Here is a 14477-nt window from a genome sequence, read left to right as displayed (position 1 = left end):
TACACGCTCACCGGGCAGGCTCGGATGTTTCCACCCGCTACCTTGTTACGCGCCCGGAAGCGCTCCGACCGTCCGGCCGGATACACGCTCACCGGGCAGGCTCGGATGTTTCCACCCGCTACCTTGTTACGCGCCCGGAAGCGCTCCGACCGTCCGGCATCAAAAACGGCTTAGAAATGCGTAGAGGGCACCGGGAGTCTTTCCCCGGTGCCCTCTACGTGACGGATGGAACGTCAGTCCTCCGTGCCGTCACGCGTGGCACGGTAGGTGATCATTTCCCGTACCGCGTCGGCCCGTTCCGACAGGTCCCGGAACTCCGCCAAAGCGGCGTCACGGGTACGGATCACAGCGCGACGGGAACCGTAGGCACCCCCCTGCCGCTTCTGTGCCACCTTGGCAAGGATGCCCGCGCGCCCGAGGTCCTCGGCCTGGTTTCCTTCGTTGAGCACGTCCGCGAGAACGGGGAATTCCCGACCGTCAGCGAACGCGTAGCGCCATATAACCTCACTATTGGCAGCAAGGCCCGTAGCGACCGCTACGAACTCCATACGTGCAATAGCCTTCATCTGCTGTGCCCCGGGAGTCGCGTCGATCTCGTCAGGCTTCTTGTCGATCTTGTATCCGTTGCGTCGGGCAGCGTCCCGCATGGCCGTGTACTGAATGCTGTCACGGGTGGCAACGAAAGTCCCACCTTGCTTCGTGACGTAGAGCCACGAATCAGCTTCCCGCGTGGCCACGGAGTAGGACACAGGCTCAAACTTTCGAATGATCTTCCCAAGCAGTTGGGCGAACAGCAACACGGCATCCTGCGTGATGTCGTCGCTCACGTCCGCCGTGCCGTACCCATGACCAGCGTAGGTCGCGTTTCCGTCCATCCGCTTACGCGAGAAGACCGCATCCAAGACGCGGCAGAACTTGCGCGCCTTGGTTTGAATCGCGCGCCAGTCGTCCGCCGTCACTCTGGCCATGTCTTCCGGCTGGACTCTCGCACCCGGAAGATCGGACGGCGTGTCCGAAGAAAAGACGCCATTGGTCACGAGATCTCTCCTCTACCTTTGAGGGAACTCCCGGGGGGTGTCGTCACGCTCCCGGTGCCGATATCTAATTCTCCACCTATGCACGCCCGAAAGCAACCCCCAATCGTCCATCAATTCGTGATTCTTTGGGCGATGACGTAATTATGAAGATGGAGTTCGGGAGCATGGATATGGTAACCCGGGGAGCGAAAACAGAAAGCGGAGGAACGAAAGGAAAAAGCATAACCAAAGAGCAAAGAAACAAACAGATCCAAACCGAAGGGAATGAGACAAAAAAATACGCGGCCAGGAATCGAACCACCAGGTCCGCAGAAGGAGCCAACAAACACCAGCCGCAGCTCCGACATCGACTATCAGCTCGTTGCCTCGCTATTAAGTCGCGGAGCGCTTGGGCGGGTGGCACGCCTCGTCTGACCTGCGTCAACGGTGTTCCGCCCGCCCACCTGCCTTTACAGGGGTGCCGGTGGGGGGTCCGGTAGGAGGTCCAGCGGGCGGCCCGGCAGGTGCAGGGGCCAGGTATAGATGAGCAGCGGCCACCGATGGTGAGCACTGTATGAGCAGTGGTGGTCAGGTCTACTTGAGCAGCGCCGACCAGGGTAAACGCCTTCGCTGGCAGCTCGCTGGGCACCGCTGCGGCCGGCATCCGCTGCTCAAGTATCCCGGTCGCACCCCTCGGAACGCTGCTCAGGTAGACGCGAACTCCCAGGTCCGGCTGCTCATTTTCAGCCGGACCCTACAGCAGATCTGTAGGGGGCCCCATTGCCGAGTGGCCAACAAAGCCGTCTCGGCAGTTCAGACTGGCCAACTAGGTCCGATCCATAAAAGCGGCAGCGAGATGACCTGTGTGCGCTCCGGTGGCCGGGTCTGTTGAGGAGACCCCGCTGCCGACCAGGGCCGTGAGCTCAAACTCCCCATCGCCTGGTGCCCGAGTGTCTGGTGAAAATCGGGCTGCCCGTCTATGGGCGATCCCTCTGGTACGTTTTAGGGCGCGGATGGGAGCGCGACTCGACCTGCCTGTCGCCTCTGCCGATCAGCAGCCTATGTCCTCACGCTGTGCAGGCGTGACGGTGTCTGGCTTCGCCACGAGAGGGCGGCGGCCTGGTGCGGCGGTCCTTGCCGGCATAAGCGAACCGCAAGCCAGCTCGGGATCACCGCTTATGATACCTGGGATGTAGAAGGCTAGTGGCCAGGGCAGTTGCTTTGATGAACTGGCGGCGGGAAGTGTTGGTTGCGGTCAGGCTGTCTGCGCGCCGGGTGATGATGGCGTGGACAGTGTCCGGAGGCGGCGTTCGGTCTCGGGTGTGGGTTGTTCACCGAGTTCGGCGAGGGCCGCGACGAGCTGGCGGTGGGTGGCGGCGACGGCGTCGTGCTGGCCGAGGAGGCTCTGGGTCTGGGCGATCTGAAGGTAAGGCTGTTCGTTGTATGGATCGTGGCGGCGCAGAAGGTCGAGAAACTGAAGGCGTCGAGGGTCGGCGTCGGCAAGAGAGGTGGTGATGCTGGCGAGCGCGTCCACTGCCTCCCGTCGAAGATGTTCGCGGTGGCTCTCGGCCCAGGCGCCGGCGAGTTCGTCGGCCAGATTGCCGGTATACACGGCGGTGAGACGCAGGACCGCGGTGGCCCTGTCTGTGGTGGTCGTCGCCTGCCGGTAGGCGACGAGCGCGTCGCGGGCCTGCCAGAGGTCGACGGTGAGCAGGTCGCGTCGCAGTTGCCAGCGGCTGTTCTGCTGGGTGAGGACGTCGAGGTTGGCGGCTGCGGTGAGGGTGCGGCGTAGCTGGCTGATCGCCGCGTAGAAGCGATTGTCTCGTTGCCGTTGGGGTTTGCCGTCGTCGGGCCAGAGCGCGTCGATGATCGCGGTGCGGCTGGCGCCGTCAGGATGGATTGAGAGATAGGCGAGGATTTCCCGGCCTTTGGCGCCGATCCCGTCCACCGGCTGGTAGCCGCGGTCGGGTTCCGCTTGGTACTGCAGCTGCAGCCGGTCGAGCAGGGTGAGTAGCAGCGGCGTGGCGGTCGTGGGAGGGCTCTGCGGCCCGCTCGGAGCAGCATCGGGTGCAGGCTGCGCGTCGAGGGTCTCGCGGGGTGCTGGCGTGCTGCCGCGCTTCGCCGAGGGCACGGCCGTTTCTGGTGTGTCGTCGGATCTCGGAGGGTTCTCGGGGGGCGGTGCTGCGGGCTTATCGGGGGGCGGTGCGGAGGTGGGGGGTGGGGGCGGTGGCCCCTGAGGAGGGTTTGCCTGCCGGTATGCCTCCTGGTTGCGGGCGGGACTGTCGGCGTCGGCGAGCAGGTGGAGCAGGTCGGTGGTGTCGGCGGCGGGGAGGGTGAAAAGGCGGCTGCCGACGAGGCTGGTGAGGGTGGGGCTGGCGGCGCCGATGACACCGTCGGGGCGTATCCGGGCGGTGCCGCCGGGCCGCCACTGCCCGTACAGGATACCGAGAACGTCGAAGGAGCTGCCGTTGTCGAGAACGGCCTGCAGCCGGCGGTCGGTGGTCTGGTCAGGGGCGGCAAGGACGACCAGGGTGGACCGGCCGGTGTCCTCGCCGGCGGCAGCCCGCCGTGCTCGGGTGACGACCTCTGCTTCGAGGCGGTCGAGCAGGGTGGGCAGGTCGGGGACGACATGCAGCCGCTGGGGTGCGTGGACGGCGGGGTCCTCGCCGAGAAGTCGCTGTGCGTCCGCGGCGGGGAGGAGGATCTCCACGGGGGTGCTGTCGGGCTGGTGTCGGTCGGCGAGCAGGGCGAGGAGCAGGGCGCGGATCGCGTCGTCGGCTCCTGGTCCGATCAGGCCCAGGCCGCGGGTGGCAGCCAGGTCGAGGGCGAGGGGCGTGCCGTCGGGGCTGGTGCCGACGTGCCGCCGGCCGGGTGGGGCGGTGTGGGCGGCGGCGGTGTGGGCGGCGTGGCGGCGGCCGGTGGCATGCGGATCACCCGCGCGGCGTGGGACGGCCGGTTCGTCCCCGTCGTCGGGGTTGTCGGGTGGGGCGGTGGCGGCGTCGTAGGCGAGCGCGAGCTCGCGGATGACGGGGCCGTCGTCGAGGTCGTCGCGGATGCCGCTGCCGGGCACGTAGTGGCGGCGGCGCCACAGCCGCACGGAGAATACCGCCACCATCACCAGTGCGACCGCGCCGACACCGAGATAGGCCCCGGACGGCAGTTGGATTCCCGGCGACCGGGTGGGAGCCGGAGCGGCCGGAGGCGACGCGTGCACGGCCGGCGGGTGCGAGGGCGCCGGCGTGGGCGTGGCGGGCCTGGCCGCGGGGCGGCTGGCTGCGGAGGGTGGGGTGCTGGGGAGGGCGGGCGTGCTGGTCGCCGGGGCCGGTGTGGCGGGCCGGCTGGTCACAGGTGGGCTGGCGGTCGCGGACGGGGACGGGTGGGAGGGGGCCGGGCTGGTGGAGGGTGCGGTTGGGGTGGACTGGGTGGGTAGATGGAGGATCCAGCCGGGGCGGATCAGCGCGGGCTGGGTGAGCGCGTGCCCGTCGGCCTGGACGACGCCGTGGTTGAGCGCCCAGATCTGCGGCCAGCGGGCGCCGTCGCCCAGGGCACGGTCAGCGATGCGCCACAGGCTGTCGTACACGCCTTTGTGCGGCAGCTGCACGACCACGGTCCCCGGCGCCGCGGGCGGCAGCGCCGGGTCGGCCGTGCTGAGGGCCGCGGCGGTGACGAGGTGGGGGGCGGCGGGCGCGGTGGCCGCGGCCGGGGTGGCGGTGGGGCCAGCGGCCAGGGTGAGGGGGGTGCGGGAGTGCAGGGCGACGAGCAGCACGGCGCCCAGTAGGAAGGTGGCCAGCCCCCGCAGCCCTCCGCTGGGCATCGGCGGGTGGTGGCTGGGCCAGCGTGCTGTGCGTACGACGTCGGGCACGGCCGCGGCCACCGAGAGGGTGAACGCCGCCCACAGCGGCCACAGCAGCACCGCGAGGATGTCCAGCAGAAGGCTGTCGTCCATCGGCCCGGTCAGCCGCGCCGAGATCTCCGACCAGGACGGTACGTGATGGGGCAGGGGCCAGCCGATGAAGTGCCACAGCCCCCACGGCAGGCCGCCGACCAGCGCGATCAGCGCCCCCAAGGCGAGGGCGGCCCCGAGTAGTTGGCCCAGTGTTTGCCCAGCGGTGGTGAGCCGGCGTCGGCGGGGACGGGCGCGAGGCTGTCTCATGGGACCGTTTCCGTGGGCGGGGCGGGATGGGCGCTGCCGGTGGCGGTGATGGTGAGCGTGTCGAGGCCGAGGATGCCCAGCAGCTGGGTGTGATGGTCCGCGGTGACGGTGACCGTGATCGTGTTGTCCGCGACGGTCGCGTTGCCGGTGACACCAGCCTGGGCGAGATAGGCGCGGGCCGCGGTGACCGCCTGGTCGGGTGCGAGGCGAACGGTTCCGGTCTGGCGGAACGCCGTGAGGTCGAGTCGCTGAGCGCCGGCGCGGGCGGCTTCCTGCGCCACACCCATCGCGCTGATCTTGTCGGTGAGGACGCCGCCGGCGTCGAGGATCAGCCCGCCGAACATGACGAACGCGGCCATCAGCACCACGACGAACACGGTCACTGTCCCCGCGTCGGTGACCGTCTCCTCGTCTCGTCTGGTTCGGATGGCGAGCCGGTGGCTCATGACGCCCGCCCAGCCTGGTTACCGAACTCGTCGACGGGCGACGTGGAGGAGGCATGCAGGGTCGCTGTTCCCGGGGTCCCCAGCAGCGCAAGATCGTCGAGGGTGGTGGTGCACGTGAGCGTCACCCGGACCAGGGCGCCGGGAGTGAGGCCGGCGGGGTCGGTGGCGACGGCCAACCGCTGGCAGGTCACCCCGGCGCCGGTCAGCGCGCTCTGCGCGGTAGCACGGGCATCGGTGATGGCCTGCGCGGTGCTGGGGGCGATCGAGGCGGCGCGGGCAGCCTGGTGCGCGGCATCGGCGAGCTGCAGCCGTGCGTCGCTGATGCGGTAGCACAGGACGAGGAACAGCAGCATCAACACCAGAACAGGCATGATCAGGACCAGTTCGGTGGTCGCGGACCCACCATCACCGTCCCCGCCGGCCGCGGTGGTGGATGCTGGGTCGCCGGTCATGGTGCTACGGGACGGTGCTCGACGGGTCCGGCGGCGTCGGCATCCACCCCGACGTGCAGACCGAACAGGACGCTGGCGGCGGTGCCGTGGACGTGGACCCTCGCCTGGTCGGCGCCGCGGGTGATGGTGACCCGCGGGTGGGTGAGGCTGCCCCGGCCAAGCTGGTCGAGCGTGGAGCTGGCGGCGGCCTGGCCGGCGGCGACGCTGCCGCCGTCCGCGCGGGCCGCGGCCAGCGTGCGGGCGGCGGTGGCCTGCGCGACATGGCGGGCATGCGCCCAGACCGTGACCTGCGCGAGCAGCAGCACGACCGTGAACAGCAACGGCAACACGAACACCATCTCCACCGTCGTCGCCCCGCCGTCCCTTTGCTCGCCGCCCGACGCGACGGCTAAAGGGCGCGCGGACCGCCGCGCGAAGCCCTGAGGACCGCGCCTGTCGGCCGGACGCGGGTGTGGGCCCATGCGGCTCCCCGCCACGGTCCGCCCTGCGGTCGCGGACCGGTCCGGGGCAGCACGCGGCCGGGATCGGCTACCGGTCAAACGTGTGGGAGTTGGCATCGTCGGGATGCCTATTTGAACGCGACGCTTTTGGCGGCATCGAGGATCTTCGGGCCGAAGATACCGATCACGGTGAGAGCAAGCGCGGCGAAGAACGCGATCCAGATGACGTTCTGCGTGGTATCACCCCGATCCCGCTCCGCATCGTCGGGACGACTCGCTGCCCAGAGAACGTAACGCGCCCACCAGGCTTGAAAGAAGATACGCATTTGCTGTCCCTCCACGGAAGGGAATTACAGGGATGTGGTGATCTGGGTCAGGGATGGGTAGAAAATGAACAGGATGAATCCGGCTGCGATCAGTACGCCGGGGATACTCATGCGTTCGGTGGCGGCGTTCGCGTCGGCTTCGGCGTCCTGGGCCTGCCGGGAGCGCAGCGCGGCGGCTTTGGCGTCGAGGGACTGGCGGACGCGGGCGCCTTCGGTGCCGGCGAGGCTGATGGCGTCGGCGAGCTCGACGAGTTCGTTGATCTGTAGGTCTGCGCCGAGGCGGCCCAGCGCGCCCCAGGGGCTGACGCGGGTTTCGCGGGCGGTGCGTAGTGTGCGGCGGATCGTGTCGAACGGCCAGCCGGTGCCGATCTGCGCCGCGTCGGTCAGTGCGGTTTCCACCCCCGCGCCGCCGGCGAGCAGTACCTGAATCAGCGAAAGGTACGCGGACAGCGCATGACGGAAGGCCCGGCGCCGCTCGGCTGCGTCGTTGCGCACGGTCATGTCCGGCAGCAGAAACCCCAGAGCCGCGAGCAGCAGTGCGAGCGTGACGGGTAGCGCCCAGGGAAACGGCCGGCCCGCCGCGGTGAAAGCCAGCCCGACCAGCGAGGGGAGAAACAGACCTACCAGGGCGGCTGTCGCTTTCTCGGCGAGATACGCCTCGGTGGAACGGCCAAGGGTGGCCAGGTCGCCGCGAAGCGCCTGGGTCGGCAGGCCCGCGGCGCGCAGCAGGCCGGCCATCGGCCGGCCTGCCCGTACCGCCCAGCCATCCGGATCGGCCGGCGTCACCGTCGCGGCGGCGGGTGCGGTCGGGGTGGGGTCGAGGCGGGCCAGGACCTCGTCCAGGGACGGGCGGGGCGGGACCAGCCAGACGGCCAGAGCCCATAGGCCCACACCGACACCGGCGGCCAGCAGCATCAGCAGCACGGTCATGGCCCCGCCCGTCCCATGGCCGCCACGGGCGCTGCGGACTCGTCTGCCAGGAACCGGGGCGGGGTCGTGACGGCGGCCATGCGCCGCAGCCACACGAATCCGCCGGCGAAGATCGCTCCGACCGCGAGTAGGACCAGCTGGCCGGTGGCAGTGCTGTACGGGGCGAGGAAGGCGCGGTCGAGCGCGACGAGGCCGACGGCGAACACCAGGCTGGTGAGGACGACGACCCGCATCGTCGTGCGGGTGCGGGCCCGGCCCACCTCGATGCGGCCCAGCATGTCGACCTGCGCGCGGGCGGTCGCGGCGAGCTGACCGAGCAGCCCGGACAGCTGCCGGGCCTGATGCTCACTGGCCAGGATCAACGCGCCGATCACCAGGTCGGCCAGCGGATCGTCCAGATCGTCCGCGAGACCACGCAGCGCGGGGGCCAGCCGGTCGCGGCGCTCGAGGCGGGCGGCCAGCGTGGCGACGTCGGCGCGGATCGCGGCGGGTGCGGCGGGCGCGGTGGCCACGATCGCCTGTTCCAGGCCGGCCGCGGCGGCGAGGGTGTCTCGGAGCTGCTCGGCCCACACCGCGATGCCCTGGGTACGGGCGACATGGCGGGCCTGCGCCCGGTCCGGGCCCAGCATCCGCGGCAGACCGTACACCGCCAGCGCGGCCAGCAGACCGCCCACGATCCAGCCGGTCACCAGCCCCGCGACGATGCCGCCGATGAGCGACGCGGCAGTCCAGCGGCCGAATCGCGGATCTGTCCGCCACGGCAGCGGCCAGGTTCGTACACGGCGCGGGCGGGCGTCGTCGTTAGTTCCTCGCCAGCCGTAGACGATCAGCAGCAGGCCGGCTCCTACCCCGAGGCCCAGCAGGCCGAAAAGGCCGGTCACGCCCACCACCCCCGCGACAGCACGTCCGGGTCGAAGCCCACACTCTGAAGGTCATCGAGCAACTCTCCGGTCGGCGGAGCCGCCGGCAGACCCCGGCGGTCCGGGCCCGGCCGGTACAGCTCGTTCGTCACGATCTGCGTGCCGTCCGCGTCCACGACCTCCCGCACCGAGGACACCACCCGCCGGCCGCGTTCCCCGCGGGGCTCGGCAAGGTGCACGACCACGTGGATCGCGGAGGCGATCAGCAGGTTCGTCGCTTCGACCGGGAGGCGTTCGGGGCCCTGCACCGCGTAGGACGCGAGCCTGGTGAACACGCCGCGGCTGGTCGAGCTGTGGATCGTCGTCATCGACCCGTCGTTGCCCTGCGACATCGCGTTGAGCATCGGGATGACCTCCGGGCCACGGACCTCACCGACGATCACTCGGTCCGGACTCATCCGCAGCGCCGCCCGCACCAACTCCGCAGCTGAGACCGCGCCTTCGCCCTCGGTGTTGGGTTCGCGGACCTGCAGCGCGACGACGTCGGGATGGGCCTGCTCGTCGGCGTCCAGCCCGAGCTCGTAGACGTCCTCCACGGTGATCAGCCGTTCGGACTGCGGGATCTGGTCGGCGAGCGCGAGCAGCATCGTCGTCTTCCCGATCGCTGTCCCTCCGGCCACGATGATGTTCTTGCGCGCCCGCACCAGTGCGGCGAGTAGCGCTTCCAAGCCGTAGTCGAGGGTGCCGTTTTCCCGCAGGCCGGCCAGGGTGACGTGGCGGAGCCGGTGCCGGCGGATCGACACGCTCGGCCGCTCGGTGACCGCCATGACCGCGAACACTCGGCTCCGATCCGGCAGATGAAAATTCACCATCGGTGCGCCGCGATCCCACCGCCGCTCCTCTACTCCGGCGTGCGCGGCCAGATCCCGAATCAGGCCTACCAGCTCGGCATCTGATCCGGTGATCGGCGGCATCCGGTAGCGGCTGCCGTCCGCCCGCCGGACAAAGACCCGGTCCCCGGTGAGGTTGATGTTCTCGATGGTCGTGTCGGCGAGCAGCGGTTCCAGTCCGCCGAGCCCCAGGACTTCGGCCAGCATCTCGGCGACGACCCGCTGTTCGTCCGCGGGGGCGAGCAGCGGGGCGCCGCGGGCGAGCTGCGCGGTGGTGTGTTCCTCGGCGAGATTGGCCAGCACCGCGCGGGCGAATTCCTCCCGCTCGGGCCCGCTCATGGGCGGGCCGCCGGCGTCGTCGTCCGCCCGCAGCCGGGCTGCCAGCGCCGCCCGCAGTCCCTCCCGGAGCCGGTCACGCAGCGCCTGCGCCGCCGAACCTGATGGTCGCCCAGGAAGATCCGTCGGAGCGGGACGCCCACCGGCCCACGGCACCCATGCACCGCCCGACCCGCCTGCACGGTCAGGCGCCGCGGGTGCGCGGTCTGGGTCGTGCCAGGCTGGCAGGCTCATCACGACGCCTCCGTCCACGTCGGCGACCCGGCCTGCGGCCACACCGGATCAGGCGGCAACGGCGGCAACTCCCGCCGCACCTGCGGCGCGGGCGGCGCCGCCTCCACCGGCACGGTGGCGACCAGAGCGTCGGCGATCCCAGCGACCGTCCGACCGAGCCGTGTGCGCCCTATCCCTGCCCGGGTGCGACGGCGGCCCGCGAGCACGTCCGCGGCGCCAGTGTCATACGGCACCGGGCCCAGTACCCGGGACCCCAGCACCCGGGAGATCTCCCGCACCCGGTGGCTCTCCGCCCGTCCCGGTCCCTCGACCACCAGTACATGCCAGGCCGGCAGCCCCCAGCCCTGCACCACGGCCATCCGCGCTGCCAGCTGCGACAGCTCGTCATCACGAGGCCGCATCACCAGCAGCAGCACGTCCGCCGCCCTCACCAGCGAGCCCGTGGGGGACAGCGGATCGAGCCGTCCACAGTCGACAATCAATGGCCGGCCCTGTGCCCGCGCCGCGGCCTGCAACAGAGTCCAGACGCCGCTGGCGAGTTCGGTGACCACCTGGCGGGCCTGCTCCGCGCCGGCCGGCGTACACAGCACCTCAAGGCCACCGGGGAGTTCCTGGACATGTTCGTCGAGATCCTGCGGAGGTTGATCGCCCCGGCGACCGGCGGCGGCCAGCGACACCATCCCTCGCCCTGATGCCAACGCGAACCGTGCCGCGATATCACCGCCGGCGGGATCGGCTTCCACCACCAGCGGATTCCCGCCGCTCACTGGCCAGCGGTCCGCCAACGCCAAGCTCACCGTGGTCGCCCCCGGCGACCCTTTCAACGACCCCACCATGATGATCACGAGGGGTCACCGCCCGGATCCGTTGACCGTGACCACGCTGATCTGCCCCGCTGGAGCCGCAGCCAGTGCACGCGCGTCGCCCTCGGCTAGCTGCAGCGATACCACCGTCTGATCGCTATCTGATGCCACCACCGCGACGACCGTCGCCAACCACGAACGGGCCTCATCGTCCGGCGTCGTCGCTACCGCGCTGGCCGCTGGAGCCGCCACCACGCTGACCCGGGAACCGGACGCCAGACCGGTGGGGAACTGGCCGGCTTTCACCGCCACCGCGGCAATCGCCTGCCCAGTCGGGGGAACCTGCGCGGCGCCGACAGTCGCACGGCTGAGCACCGTGCCCGCGGGCAGGCTGTAGGCGACCGGCCGGCCCAGCACGGTGGCTCTCGCCCCGGACGCGATCGTGTCCACGCCCCCGGAAGAGATCCGCGCCTCCCGCAGATCCGCCGCCACCAGCACATGACCCACCGTCACCGGACGGGCCAGCACCAGTACCGGTGTCCGGGACCCCACCCGCACACCCGCGACCAGACCAGCAGCCGCGCAACCGACCACCAGCACCAGCCCCAGCAGCAGATACGGCACCCGCCGACGCCGCCGTACACCACCGGTCAGCCGCGCCGCCGGCCTCGCACCCGCACGTCGAAGGTCATGCTCGGTTCCTGCGGCACGCGGCGATGACGCGGTCACCACGGCGTCGCCTCTCCGCTCGTCCCGCACGAACAGCACCATGCCTCGCCGAATCCGAGCCCATCGATCAGGAACACGATCAGCCACCACCCGTCGTCAACGCCGGAACATCAATCACCCGGCTCACCGCCGTCGAGACCGTCGTCAACCCCGCGAACGCGCCCGCCTGGCCGACCCCGGACCAGGTCACGTCCCAGCGCACCGTCGCCGTCACCGCAAACGTCCCGCCCGCTTCGTCCAGCGACCGATGACGGTAGGTATAACCGCAGTCCGGCGACGCAGACGTGGGATTACCGCCAGCCGGAAAGGGCGTACCCGGACCGTTGCACGTCACGGTCCCGCCGTCCCCCGCGGACCACACCACCTGTACGGGCCTGGCGAGCGCGGTCACCGACACCCCGCCTGCCGCCGCCGTTGCCGCCACCTGATTCCACCCCGCCGGATCCAACCAGAGCCACGTCGGCAGACCAACCAGTTGATCACTTGTTGGATTCATATCAATCCGAGGCCCGGCAAGGCGCAGTTGACTACGCGCCTGCTCCGCCAACGCCGCCGGATCCGGTGCAGCCGCGGCCCCCGGAGCCGCGTCCGCAATCCACACCGGCGGCCGATACAACGCATCCCGCTGACCGTCGGTAGTGCACTGATAGACATACCACGCTCCTGGCCCCTGCCCGGCCTGGGTCGCCACCGGGCGCACCGACAGCCCCGACGACCTGAGCACGGCCGGCCTAACCACCAAGGCACCGGAGCCCCGTCGCTGATAGGAAACCGGCTGGGCACTGTCGGTCGCAGATTGATAGTCGCTGCGGACATACGAGCAATCCGCCTTAGCCACCGACGGCGCCCCTATCGCCCTGTCCGCGGGAGACGCCGCATGCGCCTGCCCGCCGGCCCCACCTGATCGGGGCGCGGCAGTCGAGGGACGCTCGGACGACGGCGCCGGGGTGGAGGGTCCGTCACCTCCGGCAAGCAGATCGCACCCTGGGTGGGGATTCTGGTCGCATGTCACCCTGCCGAAGACGCCACCGGCAGCAGCCGGGAAGGCAAGAAAACAGATCGCCGGCACCACAAGCGCGATGATGATGACGTGCCGCCTCATTGGCATGATCCCGCCGAATCGATTCCGAACTGCGTGACGCGCCACTTGCCGTCGGTGTGTAGCCGCACCTCAGCGACAACGCGATGCAACGCCCCCGGAGTGCTATCCAGCAACGACCCGTCGGTTCTGTACTGCAACCAGTTCCGGTCGTCCGCACAGTCCACGACCATCACCGACTTCGGCGGGTTTTCCTGACCCGCCGACGTTACCCGCGGTTTGTTGACCGGCTCGCCTTTGGAAATCAGGCCGTTGTAGTGATCTGCATACAGGTTGCGGGTGACAAACTGCAAGGCATCACCCGAGGCATACTGCGACAGATTCGGCGCCTGCCAATCGGAGGTGTGGCTCGCCTGCGCGTATGCCTTCCACATCCCGAGGTACGCCGCCAGCGCATCGCGCCGCGCGGCCTCCGCCGGCGATGCCGGTGCCGTCGCTGCTGGGCTACTCGACCGGACCGAGGAGGACGAGGTGGGCGTCGTGGGCATCGCCGGCCGACCACGCGAACCGCAGCCGGTAAGGATCAGCGCGACGGCGATCGCCATGCAGAGCCCAGCGGCTCGTACCCGCCAGTCGACGCGAACTCGGGCCCCCGCCGCGTCCGCCTTGGATCGCCGCGTGGCATGAGACGCCCCACCGCCGTCGGCGACCACGAGGTCGACACCGTGGAGCGATCTTCCGCCCCAGATGCGAGCCCAGGCTACCGATCGATGCACCAAAATCGTTACCCGTCCATGACCCCGTGCCATATCCCGACCGCAGTGTTGTAACCCCGTAACCCCACGTCACCGCAAGGGAGACAAATGCCATAGCGAAAAATGGGTGAGTAAGCTATATAATTCGCGAGCTGAGCAAGATTGGCTACTTGGGGTGACCGTGGCCGAATATGACCTTGAGATACCATGCGGGTCATCCATCGCCGCATAACCGCGCAGGCGCAGGCGGATCTGCCTGATCGTAACGGCACGGACCTCGCGCGCCTGGAGCTGGTCACCAGACCAGTCCGGACGGCTGCATACGGAGAGTCTCAGGCTAAAGCCCAGCTCCGCTCTCGTAATGACGACAGGATTGCGCAACAGACGAAAAATCTTTCGACTGTCGTGGCTCCTCCGATGCCGCCTTACTGCTTCCTCGGCGTAGACGGTGACCGGTCACCGCGAGGTGGATCTCCTGGCTTCGCCCCGCCGCCGATGATCGGCACGGCGCCCCGGCCATGCTGGACGATCCAGGCGTACGCCTCCGGCGAGGACGTGCTCCAAGACGCCTATCTGCGGGTGGCGGCGCGCTGGACGCAGATCGATCCGCAGAGCGGCCTGGCGTATCTGTTCCGGACGGTGGCGACCGTGGCCTGTAGCCGGGCCCGGCGCCGCACGGTGGCCGCCCGGCACCGGCCGACGTCGACGCCGACGTGTCCCAGCGCGGAGGAGACCGCGTTGAACCGGCAGCTTCCCGCCGTCGTCATCAGGGCCATCCGTTGTCATAGGGGCATGGGGTCGATGTCGCAGTTGGCGCGGATCCAGCCGGCGGCGGCGTTGCGGGTGGCGGGGTGGTTGATGCCGAGTGTCTCTCCCATGTGTGTGACGGTGGTGGTGTGGAGTTGTTCGGCGTGGGTGGTGTGGCCGAGTCGGCGGAGGTCGGTGGCGAGGTTGGTCTGGGCGGGGAGGGTGATGGGGTTGGTGGTGTGGTCGAGTCGGCGGAGGTCGATGGCGAGGTTGGTCTGGGCGGCGAGGGTGATGGGGTGGGTGGTGCCGAGGAGCCGTATG

The 14477-nt window shown here is 69.7% G+C and carries 14 protein-coding genes and 1 pseudogene; all 15 read right to left on the bottom strand.

The window, feature by feature from the left end; all coding sequences use genetic code 11:
* Positions 1-233: 233 nt before the first annotated feature.
* The gene (locus MXD95_RS08690; RefSeq protein WP_250640033.1) at positions 234-1037 is read right to left on the bottom strand and encodes a hypothetical protein; all 804 of its coding nucleotides are present in this window, start codon (positions 1035-1037) and stop codon (positions 234-236) included.
* Positions 1038-2271: 1234 nt separating this feature from the next.
* Positions 2272-5169 carry a bacterial transcriptional activator domain-containing protein gene (locus MXD95_RS08685; protein WP_285223567.1) on the bottom strand — a complete coding sequence of 966 codons (2898 nt, stop codon included), beginning with the start codon at positions 5167-5169 and terminating at the stop codon, positions 2272-2274.
* Positions 5166-5615, bottom strand: coding sequence for a TadE/TadG family type IV pilus assembly protein (locus tag MXD95_RS08680; protein WP_250640032.1), 450 nt, complete (start codon positions 5613-5615; stop codon positions 5166-5168). Before MXD95_RS08680 ends, MXD95_RS08685 begins: the two co-directional genes overlap by 4 nt.
* Positions 5612-6067, bottom strand: coding sequence for a TadE/TadG family type IV pilus assembly protein (locus MXD95_RS08675; RefSeq protein ID WP_250640031.1), 456 nt, complete (start codon positions 6065-6067; stop codon positions 5612-5614). The genes MXD95_RS08680 and MXD95_RS08675 overlap by 4 nt, the downstream gene beginning before the upstream one ends.
* Positions 6064-6411, bottom strand: a complete 348-nt coding sequence (locus tag MXD95_RS08670; RefSeq protein ID WP_308301468.1) for a TadE/TadG family type IV pilus assembly protein — start codon at positions 6409-6411, stop codon at positions 6064-6066. Before MXD95_RS08670 ends, MXD95_RS08675 begins: the two co-directional genes overlap by 4 nt.
* A 224-nt stretch (positions 6412-6635) precedes the next feature.
* Entirely contained in the window at positions 6636-6833 is a 198-nt protein-coding gene (locus MXD95_RS08665; protein ID WP_250640029.1) for a hypothetical protein, read from the bottom strand.
* A gap of 24 nt (positions 6834-6857) precedes the next feature.
* On the bottom strand, positions 6858-7763 hold the full coding sequence (locus MXD95_RS08660) for a type II secretion system F family protein (protein WP_250640028.1): 906 nt from the start codon (positions 7761-7763) through the stop codon (positions 6858-6860).
* On the bottom strand, positions 7760-8644 hold the full coding sequence (locus tag MXD95_RS08655; protein ID WP_250640027.1) for a type II secretion system F family protein: 885 nt from the start codon (positions 8642-8644) through the stop codon (positions 7760-7762). Before MXD95_RS08655 ends, MXD95_RS08660 begins: the two co-directional genes overlap by 4 nt.
* Positions 8641-10083, bottom strand: a complete 1443-nt coding sequence (locus tag MXD95_RS08650) for a TadA family conjugal transfer-associated ATPase (RefSeq protein ID WP_250640026.1) — start codon at positions 10081-10083, stop codon at positions 8641-8643. Before MXD95_RS08650 ends, MXD95_RS08655 begins: the two co-directional genes overlap by 4 nt.
* Positions 10083-10880, bottom strand: coding sequence for a MinD/ParA family ATP-binding protein (locus MXD95_RS08645; protein WP_250640025.1), 798 nt, complete (start codon positions 10878-10880; stop codon positions 10083-10085). Before MXD95_RS08645 ends, MXD95_RS08650 begins: the two co-directional genes overlap by 1 nt.
* Positions 10881-10934: 54 nt before the next feature.
* Positions 10935-11657, bottom strand: coding sequence for an SAF domain-containing protein (locus tag MXD95_RS08640; RefSeq protein WP_250640024.1), 723 nt, complete (start codon positions 11655-11657; stop codon positions 10935-10937).
* 37 nt (positions 11658-11694) lie between these two features.
* Positions 11695-11829 (bottom strand): hypothetical protein, encoded by a 135-nt coding sequence (locus MXD95_RS28475; protein ID WP_285223565.1) that lies wholly within the window; start codon positions 11827-11829, stop codon positions 11695-11697.
* 884 nt (positions 11830-12713) lie between these two features.
* Complete coding sequence (locus tag MXD95_RS08635; RefSeq protein ID WP_250640023.1) at positions 12714-13259, bottom strand: hypothetical protein; 546 nt, start codon at positions 13257-13259, stop codon at positions 12714-12716.
* A gap of 719 nt (positions 13260-13978) precedes the next feature.
* Positions 13979-14176, bottom strand: coding sequence for a hypothetical protein (locus tag MXD95_RS08630; RefSeq protein ID WP_250640022.1), 198 nt, complete (start codon positions 14174-14176; stop codon positions 13979-13981).
* A 15-nt stretch (positions 14177-14191) separates the two neighbouring features.
* A pseudogene (locus MXD95_RS08625) lies at positions 14192-14477 on the bottom strand (hypothetical protein); the annotation flags it as partial.

This window comes from Frankia sp. AiPa1 (genome assembly GCF_023243075.1).
In the GTDB taxonomy this organism is placed as follows: domain Bacteria; phylum Actinomycetota; class Actinomycetes; order Frankiales; family Frankiaceae; genus Frankia.
Note: the sequence above shows the minus strand (reverse complement) of the source record. Positions and strands in the feature narration are given on the sequence as shown.

Coding starts and splice junctions, on each gene's coding strand:
- MXD95_RS08675 (WP_250640031.1), bottom strand. CDS start 6,067: ATGACCGGCGACCCAGCATCCACCACCGCGGCCGGCGGGGACGGTGAT.
- MXD95_RS08635 (WP_250640023.1), bottom strand. CDS start 13,259: ATGGCGATCGCCGTCGCGCTGATCCTTACCGGCTGCGGTTCGCGTGGT.
- MXD95_RS08650 (WP_250640026.1), bottom strand. CDS start 10,083: ATGAGCCTGCCAGCCTGGCACGACCCAGACCGCGCACCCGCGGCGCCT.
- MXD95_RS08665 (WP_250640029.1), bottom strand. CDS start 6,833: ATGCGTATCTTCTTTCAAGCCTGGTGGGCGCGTTACGTTCTCTGGGCA.
- MXD95_RS08640 (WP_250640024.1), bottom strand. CDS start 11,657: ATGGTGCTGTTCGTGCGGGACGAGCGGAGAGGCGACGCCGTGGTGACC.
- MXD95_RS08660 (WP_250640028.1), bottom strand. CDS start 7,763: ATGACCGTGCTGCTGATGCTGCTGGCCGCCGGTGTCGGTGTGGGCCTA.
- MXD95_RS08685 (WP_285223567.1), bottom strand. CDS start 5,169: ATGAGACAGCCTCGCGCCCGTCCCCGCCGACGCCGGCTCACCACCGCT.
- MXD95_RS08680 (WP_250640032.1), bottom strand. CDS start 5,615: ATGAGCCACCGGCTCGCCATCCGAACCAGACGAGACGAGGAGACGGTC.
- MXD95_RS08630 (WP_250640022.1), bottom strand. CDS start 14,176: ATGACGACGGCGGGAAGCTGCCGGTTCAACGCGGTCTCCTCCGCGCTG.